Origin of the sequence: Actinophytocola sp., assembly GCF_009379765.1 — a bacterium.
Taxonomy (GTDB): domain Bacteria; phylum Actinomycetota; class Actinomycetes; order Mycobacteriales; family Pseudonocardiaceae; genus Actinophytocola.
This window is the reverse complement of sequence record NZ_WHTD01000270.1, coordinates 1-6589: the sequence shown is the minus strand read 5'-3', so window position 1 is coordinate 6589 and position 6589 is coordinate 1. Positions and strand designations below refer to the sequence as shown.

7 protein-coding genes are annotated in these 6589 nt (G+C 72.1%); 5 read left to right on the top strand and 2 right to left on the bottom strand.

Annotation, left to right across the window (positions count from 1 at the left end):
- Positions 1-182: 182 nt before the first annotated feature.
- Entirely contained in the window at positions 183-563 is a 381-nt protein-coding gene (locus GEV28_RS41600; protein ID WP_291419783.1) for a VOC family protein, read from the top strand.
- 187 nt (positions 564-750) lie between these two features.
- Here GEV28_RS41600 and GEV28_RS41595 read toward each other — a convergent pair whose 3' ends face one another.
- On the bottom strand, positions 751-1461 hold the full coding sequence (locus GEV28_RS41595) for a CAP domain-containing protein (protein ID WP_291419781.1): 711 nt from the start codon (positions 1459-1461) through the stop codon (positions 751-753).
- Positions 1462-1532: 71 nt separating this feature from the next.
- The gene (locus GEV28_RS41590) at positions 1533-2099 is read right to left on the bottom strand and encodes a PKD domain-containing protein (protein WP_291419778.1); all 567 of its coding nucleotides are present in this window, start codon (positions 2097-2099) and stop codon (positions 1533-1535) included.
- Positions 2100-2335: 236 nt separating this feature from the next.
- Here GEV28_RS41590 and GEV28_RS41585 point away from each other — a divergent pair, with 236 nt between their 5' ends.
- From GEV28_RS41585 to smc, 4 genes are all read left to right on the top strand, one after another.
- Positions 2336-2626 (top strand): acylphosphatase, encoded by a 291-nt coding sequence (locus tag GEV28_RS41585; protein WP_291419776.1) that lies wholly within the window; start codon positions 2336-2338, stop codon positions 2624-2626.
- 72 nt (positions 2627-2698) lie between these two features.
- Complete coding sequence (locus tag GEV28_RS41580) at positions 2699-3217, top strand: sigma-70 family RNA polymerase sigma factor (protein ID WP_291419774.1); 519 nt, start codon at positions 2699-2701, stop codon at positions 3215-3217.
- Positions 3214-3894 carry a zf-HC2 domain-containing protein gene (locus GEV28_RS41575; RefSeq protein WP_291419772.1) on the top strand — a complete coding sequence of 227 codons (681 nt, stop codon included), beginning with the start codon at positions 3214-3216 and terminating at the stop codon, positions 3892-3894. The genes GEV28_RS41580 and GEV28_RS41575 overlap by 4 nt, the downstream gene beginning before the upstream one ends.
- 282 nt (positions 3895-4176) lie before the next feature.
- On the top strand, positions 4177-6589 hold a 2413-nt coding region (gene smc / locus GEV28_RS41570; RefSeq protein WP_291419770.1), incomplete at its 3' end, for a chromosome segregation protein SMC.

Here is a 6589-nt window from a genome sequence, read left to right as displayed (position 1 = left end):
CTAGTGTCGCGTGACCCTGAAACCTTTACGCCGCTGCGGCCAACAGCGGCCCCTGTCTGTGTTACGGCGTTGGAGAAAAGCCCAAGTACATCCAGTACGAGCGGCTTTCCTCCGCCTTGTCAGGAACCACGTGGATCCACAGCGGACGCAAAGGAAGGATCACGCGACACTAGGCTGTGCCGGTGATCGGCTCTCTGCAGTGCGTGGTGCTCGACTGCGCCGACGATGTCGTGCTGGCCCGGTTCTACCAGTCGCTGCTGGGTGGGGAGGTGAACCGGCCGGATCGCAGGTGGTCGTTGGAGTCGGGCTGGTCGACGTTGCACGTCGGCTCGTTCGTGCTGTGCTTCCAGCGGGTCGCCGACCACCGCCCACCACGCTGGCCGGACCCGGCGTACCCGCAACAGTCCCATGTGGACATCGGCGTCGCGGACCTGCCGGCCGCGCACGACGCGGCCGTCGCCGCCGGCGCGACGGTGCTGGACGTCGGTGACGGAAACCGGGGTTGGCGGATCTACGCGGACCCGGCGGGCCACCCGTTCTGCCTGGTTCGCGAGGCGCGGTAGGCGGGTTGTCCACAGGCCCGCAGCGCACCGGCCGAAACCGTCGGTGCCCGTCGATATGCTGGAAAGCGGGGGGCCCCCGCGGGTCCGGGTTTGTCCACAGGCCTTTCCCGCGGCAGCCGGAACCGTCGGTATCCGTCAGTAGGCTGGATTCCGGGGGCCCGAGGCCGGCGTCCGCGCCGGCCGGGGCTCAGTAGCCGAAGTCCTGGGTCCAGAACATGCCCTCGGTGTTGAGGCCGACGCCGATCGCGGTCAGCTGGCAGTTCAGGATGTTCGCGCGGTGGCCGTCGGACTCCATCCAGCTCTTCATCACCTGCGAGGCGTTCTGCTGGCCGCGGGCGATGTTCTCCGCGCCGGGGGTCGGGTAGCCGGCGGTCACGATCCGCTCGGCGAAGGTCAACCCTTCGGGGGTGGTGTGGTCGAAGTAGTCACGCACCGACATGTCGCTGCTGTGGTCCTGCGCGGCCTCGGTGAGCCGGGCGTCGATGCGGAGCGGTACGCAACCGGCCTCCGCGCGGTTCGCGTTCGCGAGGTCGACGACCTGCTCGATCTGGTTGGCCTCCGGGTTTTCGGGGGTGGACGGAGGATCCGAGGGGGATGCGGAGGGCGGGGAGGTGGTCTCGCTCGAGCTGGGCGGTTCCGGGGCGTCGTCGGACGCGGGCGACTCGTCGCTCTCGCTCGGCTCGTCGGCGGCCGGGTCGGACTGTTCTTCGGGGGAGTCCGAGCCGACCTGGTTGTCGGGGCGGGTCAGGTCACCGGCGCCGTCGGGGTTCGCCGGGTTCTCGACGGCCAGGTTGATCCGGCCCTGGTCGGCAGTCGGCGACTCCTGGGCGTTGGCCATGAGCGTTGCGGCGCCGACGGTAACGACACCGACGAACGCCGCGGTGAGGGCGGGGAGCACGGGTCTCCGTGCGCGAGCCGAGGTCACGGTCCGGCAACGTACCACTAACGGGTGACGTTATGAAGACGGGTCTAGTTACCCGAGGTAGCGGCAGATGGCGGCACCGTAACGGTCTTCATCTCGGTGTCGCGAGCGCCCTTGTTGTCGGTCACCGTCAGGGTGACCTGATAGTCGCCCGGCTCGGGGAACGTGCACGACGTGGTGACGCTGGAGCCGCCACAGCTCCAACTGTAGGTCAGCGGACCATCCTCGGGATCCGACGAGCCGCCGCCGTTGAAGTCGCAATTCAGGTCGGTGCAGCTGAAGGTGAAGGATGCGACCGGCGGCTTGTTGGCCGGTGGCTTGGGCGTGGTGGTCGGCGGCTTGGGGGTCGTCGTGTTGGGGGGCGGCCTCGGTGTGGTGGTGTCCTCGTCCGTGGTGGTCTCTTCCTCGGTGGTGGTGGTCGTCGTGCTCGAGGTCGACGACGGGGCCGACGAAGAGGTCTGCGAGGAGGTTGTCGTGGGATCGGTGGTGGGCGTCTCCGACGTCGTGATCTCGACCGCGTCCTGGCTCTTGGGCTCCGGCGCCGCGGTTTCCTCACGCGTGCCGGCCAGTGCCGCGACGGTGGCGAACACCGTCGACACGACCACCGCCGCCACGCCGAGCGCGATGTACGGCGAGCGGGAGAGCCTGGACCTCTCCGGCGGCTCCGGTAACGGGGTCAGCTCGTCCTCAGGCTCGGACATGTGCTCGGACATGTGCTCGGACATGTGCTCGGACATGCGGAGTCCCATCCTCCTCGGCTCGCCACCGTTGCTCCAGATGGCGTATTACAGCGCGGTAACGTATCACCTGTAACCGATCGTGCACACACCGGATCGAGGAACCACAATCCGTGGACACCGTAGTTGATCAGCCGATCCGCCTGACCGCGTGGGTACACGGCCGGGTGCAGGGCGTCGGCTTCCGCTGGTGGACCCGGAGCCGCGCTTCGGAGCTGGGCTTGCGCGGCCACGCCCGCAACCTCACGGACGGCCGCGTCGAGGTGGTCGCCGAGGGGGCGCGCCGCCAGTGCGACCGGCTGCTGGAGCTCCTCCGCTCCGGCCGCACCCCCGGCTGGGTCGACACCGTCGTCGAACGCTGGTCCGACGCCAAGGGAAACCTGTCGGGGTTCGAGGAGAGATAACGGTGTGGTCACGGGTGTCGCGAATCAACCCCACATTGAACCCTGGCCAGCCGAAACGCGTATGACACCAGTGTGGGGAACACCCCGGACCAGGAGGACGAGCTCCTCCGCGAGCTATACAGCCGTTACCGACGGCCGTTGTACGGCTACGTACTGCGAGCGGTCGGCGGCGATCACCAGTATGCCGAGGACATCGTGCAGGAGACCTTGCTGCGGGCATGGCGCAACGCGTCCAGCCTGACCGCGCCCGAGGCCGGGCCGTGGCTCTACACGGTCGCCCGCAACCTCGTGGTCTCCGGCTACCGGCGGCAGGGCGCCCGGGTCGACGAGGTGCCGATCCTGGAACGGGACTGGGCCCGCCAGTCCGACGACTTCGACCGCGTGCTGCAGGGCTGGCAGGTCGCCGAGGCCATGCGCGCGCTGTCCAAGGACCACCGCGCGGTGATCGGCGAGCTGTTCTACCGCCGCCGCACGATCGCCGAGGCCGCCGCGGCGCTCGGCGTGCCGCCCGGCACGGTCAAGTCGCGCTCGTTCTACGCGCTGCGCGCGCTGCGGGACGCGCTCGAGGAGCGGGGGGTGACCGAGCCGTGACCTGCGTCAACACCATCACCCTCGGCGCGTACCTGCTCGGCGCGCTCGAGCCGAGCGAGCGGTACGAGTTCGAGGCGCACCTCGCCGGCTGCGAGACCTGCCGGGCCGAGCTCATCCGGCTCGCCCCGCTGCCCGGCATGCTGAACCAGATCTCCCTCGACGACTTCGCCGACGACCTGCCGCCGACCACGTTCGAGGAGGTCCACCCGACCGCGCCGCTGCCCGGCCCGATGCCGCTGGGGTCGCTGCCGACCCCCGTGCTCGCGCCGCTGCCGACCCCACCGCCGACCCCGCCACCCGGCCGGGACGTGCCGGGTGGGGACGGGCCAGGCCAGGAGGTACCCATCCCACGCCTTCCCGCGTTCGACGAGCCATCGTCACCGTCGGTGATCGACGACCTTCCCGACTCGCCCGACACGCCGGGCGCCGCGCCGCGGCCGAGGCGGCACTGGCTGGTCGCGGTCGCCGCCGCGATCCTGGTGGCCGTCACGGTCGGGGGAGTCCTGGGCTGGCAGGCACTGGACGAGCCGCCGGCGCCGGTGGCGGCCGGCATCACCTGGTCCGCCGCAGCCTCGACGGCCGGACGACCGCCGCCGCGCGGCTGGTCGACCACGAGTGGGGCACCGAGATCCAGATCAGGCTTCACGGGCTTCCCGCAGGTCGGCGGTGCTACCTGATCGTCTACGACCACGACGGCAACCGGGAGGTCGCCGGCTGGTGGGGCACCGACCACGACCCCACCGCGGAGATCCCCGCGAGCACCTCGTTCCAGCGCAGCAAGATCGACCGGCTGGAGCTGCGGCTCGACGACAAGGCGGTCGCGCTGACCATCCCGGCGCCCACCCGCTAGCACCCGGGTTCACGCCCCCGACACGGCCGCTCCCACGGATGCGGCCGACCCGCAGGTACCCTCAGACGGATAGACCGCACTTCACGGCTGTCTGAGAGGTCCGCGTCTCGTGCATTTGAAGAGCCTGACGCTCAAGGGGTTCAAGTCGTTCGCGTCGGCCACCACGTTGCGGTTCGAACCGGGGATCACCTGCGTCGTCGGGCCGAACGGGTCCGGCAAGTCGAACGTGCTGGACGCGCTGCGCTGGGTCATGGGCACCCAGGGCGCGAAGGACCTGCGCGGCGGCAAGATGGAGGACGTCATCTTCGCCGGCACCGCCGGCCGCGCCCCGCTCGGCCGCGCGGAGGTCAGCCTCACCATCGACAACACCGACGGCGCGCTGCCGATCGAGTACACCGAGGTGTCGATCACCCGCCGCATGTTCCGCGACGGCGCGAGCGAGTACGAGATCAACGGCAGCACCTGCCGGCTGATGGACGTCCAGGAGCTGCTGTCCGACTCCGGCATCGGCCGCGAGATGCACGTCATCGTCGGGCAGGGCCAGCTCGCCCAGATCCTCGAGTCCAAGCCCGAGGAACGGCGCGCGTTCATCGAGGAGGCGGCGGGCGTCCTCAAGCACCGCAAGCGCAAGGAGAAGGCGCTGCGGAAGCTCGACGCGATGCAGGCCAACCTCACCCGGCTCACCGACCTCACCAGTGAGCTGCGCCGCCAGCTCAAGCCGCTCGGCAAGCAGGCCGAGATCGCCCGCAAGGCCCAGGCCGTACAGGCCGAGCTCCGCGACGCCCGGCTGCGGCTGTACGCCGAGGACCTGGTCGGCCGGCGCGCCGAGATCGAGAAGGAGCAGGCCGACGAGGCCGTCGCCCGGGCCCGCCGGCACGAGGTCGAGCAGGCCCTGGAAGTGGCCGACGCCAAGCAGACCGCGCTGGAGGACCAGCTCGCGGCAGACGCGCCGCGGATCGCGTCCGCGCAGGACGCCTGGTACCGGCTCTCGGCGCTGGAGGAGCGGCTGCGCGGCACCGTGCGGCTGGCCGTCGAGCGCGAGCGGCACCTGTCCGCCAAGGACGACGCCGCCGAGGCCCGCGGCGGCCGGGACCCCGAGGAGCTGGACGCCGAGGCCGAGGAGACCGCCGTCCGGGAGGCCGAGCTGGCCGAGCGGGTGGACGTGGCCCGGTTCGCGCTGGGTGAGACCGCCGAGCGGCGCGCCGAGCTGGAGCAGGTCGTGCAGGCCGCCGAGCAGGCGCACATGGCCGCCGTCCGCGCGGTCGCCGACCGGCGCGAGGGCCTGGCCCGGCTCGCCGGGCAGGTCGAGGCGCTGCGCAGCAAGACCGGCGCCACCGCCGAGGAGATCGAGCGGATGTCGACCGCGCTGGTCGAGGCCACCGAGCGGGCCGAGGACGCGGCCGTCGAGCTCGCCGAGGCGCAGGCCGAGTCGGGGGTCGAGGACGCCGACGACGCGGGCCTCGGCGACCGGCACGAGCAGGCCAAGGCGGCGCAGAAGGCGGCGCAGGCCAGGGTCGACGAGCTGGTCGCGGCCGAGCGGACCGCGGAGAAGGACATCGCGTCGTGGAGGGCCAGGGTCGACGCGCTGTCGCTGGGCCTGTCCCGCAAGGACGGCGCCGGCGCGTTGCTCGCCGCGGGTGACCGGCTGCCGGGTCTGCTGGGCTCGGTGGCGGCGCTGCTCACCGTCGAGCCGGGCGCGGAGGCCGCGCTGGCCGCGGCGCTCGGCCCGGTCGCCGACGCGGTCGCGGTGGCATCCGGCGACGACGCCGTCGCGGCGCTGGAGCTGTTGCGCGGCAACGATGCCGGCCGCGCGGGCGTGCTCGTCGGCGGTTGGACGACGATCGACCGGTCCGGCTGGCCGACACTCCCGCACGGGGCCCGCTGGGCGGCCGACCTGGTGCGTTCGCCCGAGTCGTTGCGGCATGCGGTGCTGTCGGCGCTGGAGCAGGTCGCGGTGGTCGACTCGCTGCGGGTCGCGCGTGATCTGGTCGCCCGGTACCCGCAGGTCCGCGCGGTCACCGCCGAGGGTGACGTGTTCGGCGCGCACTGGGTGGTCGGCGGCGCCGACCGCGGACAGAGCGTGATCGAGGTGCAGGCCGCGGTCGACGAGGCCAACGAGAAGCTCGCGGCCAGCGAGGCCGCCGCCGAGCGGGCCGCCGCGGCGCTCGCCGGCGCGAAGGCCGAGCAGCAGGCGCGGGCGGCCGAGGTGGCCGCGGCGCACGAGGCCAGCAACGAGGCGAAGGTGCGTGCGGCCCGGTCCTCCGAGCGGCTCAACCGGCTGCGGCAGGCAGTGCGCTCGGCGCAGGCCGAGGCGGAGCGGGTGCAGTCCCAGCGAGCCGAGGTCGAGCATGCCCGCGAAGATGCGCTCAGCAAGCTCGCCGAGCTGGCGGAGCGGCTGGTCGTCGCCGAGGAAGCGCCGATGGACGACGAGCCGGACACGGCCGTGCGGGACGAGGCGGCCGCCTCGCTCACCGCCGCGCGGCAGCAGGAGATGGACGCCCTTCTCGCGCTGCGGACCGCCG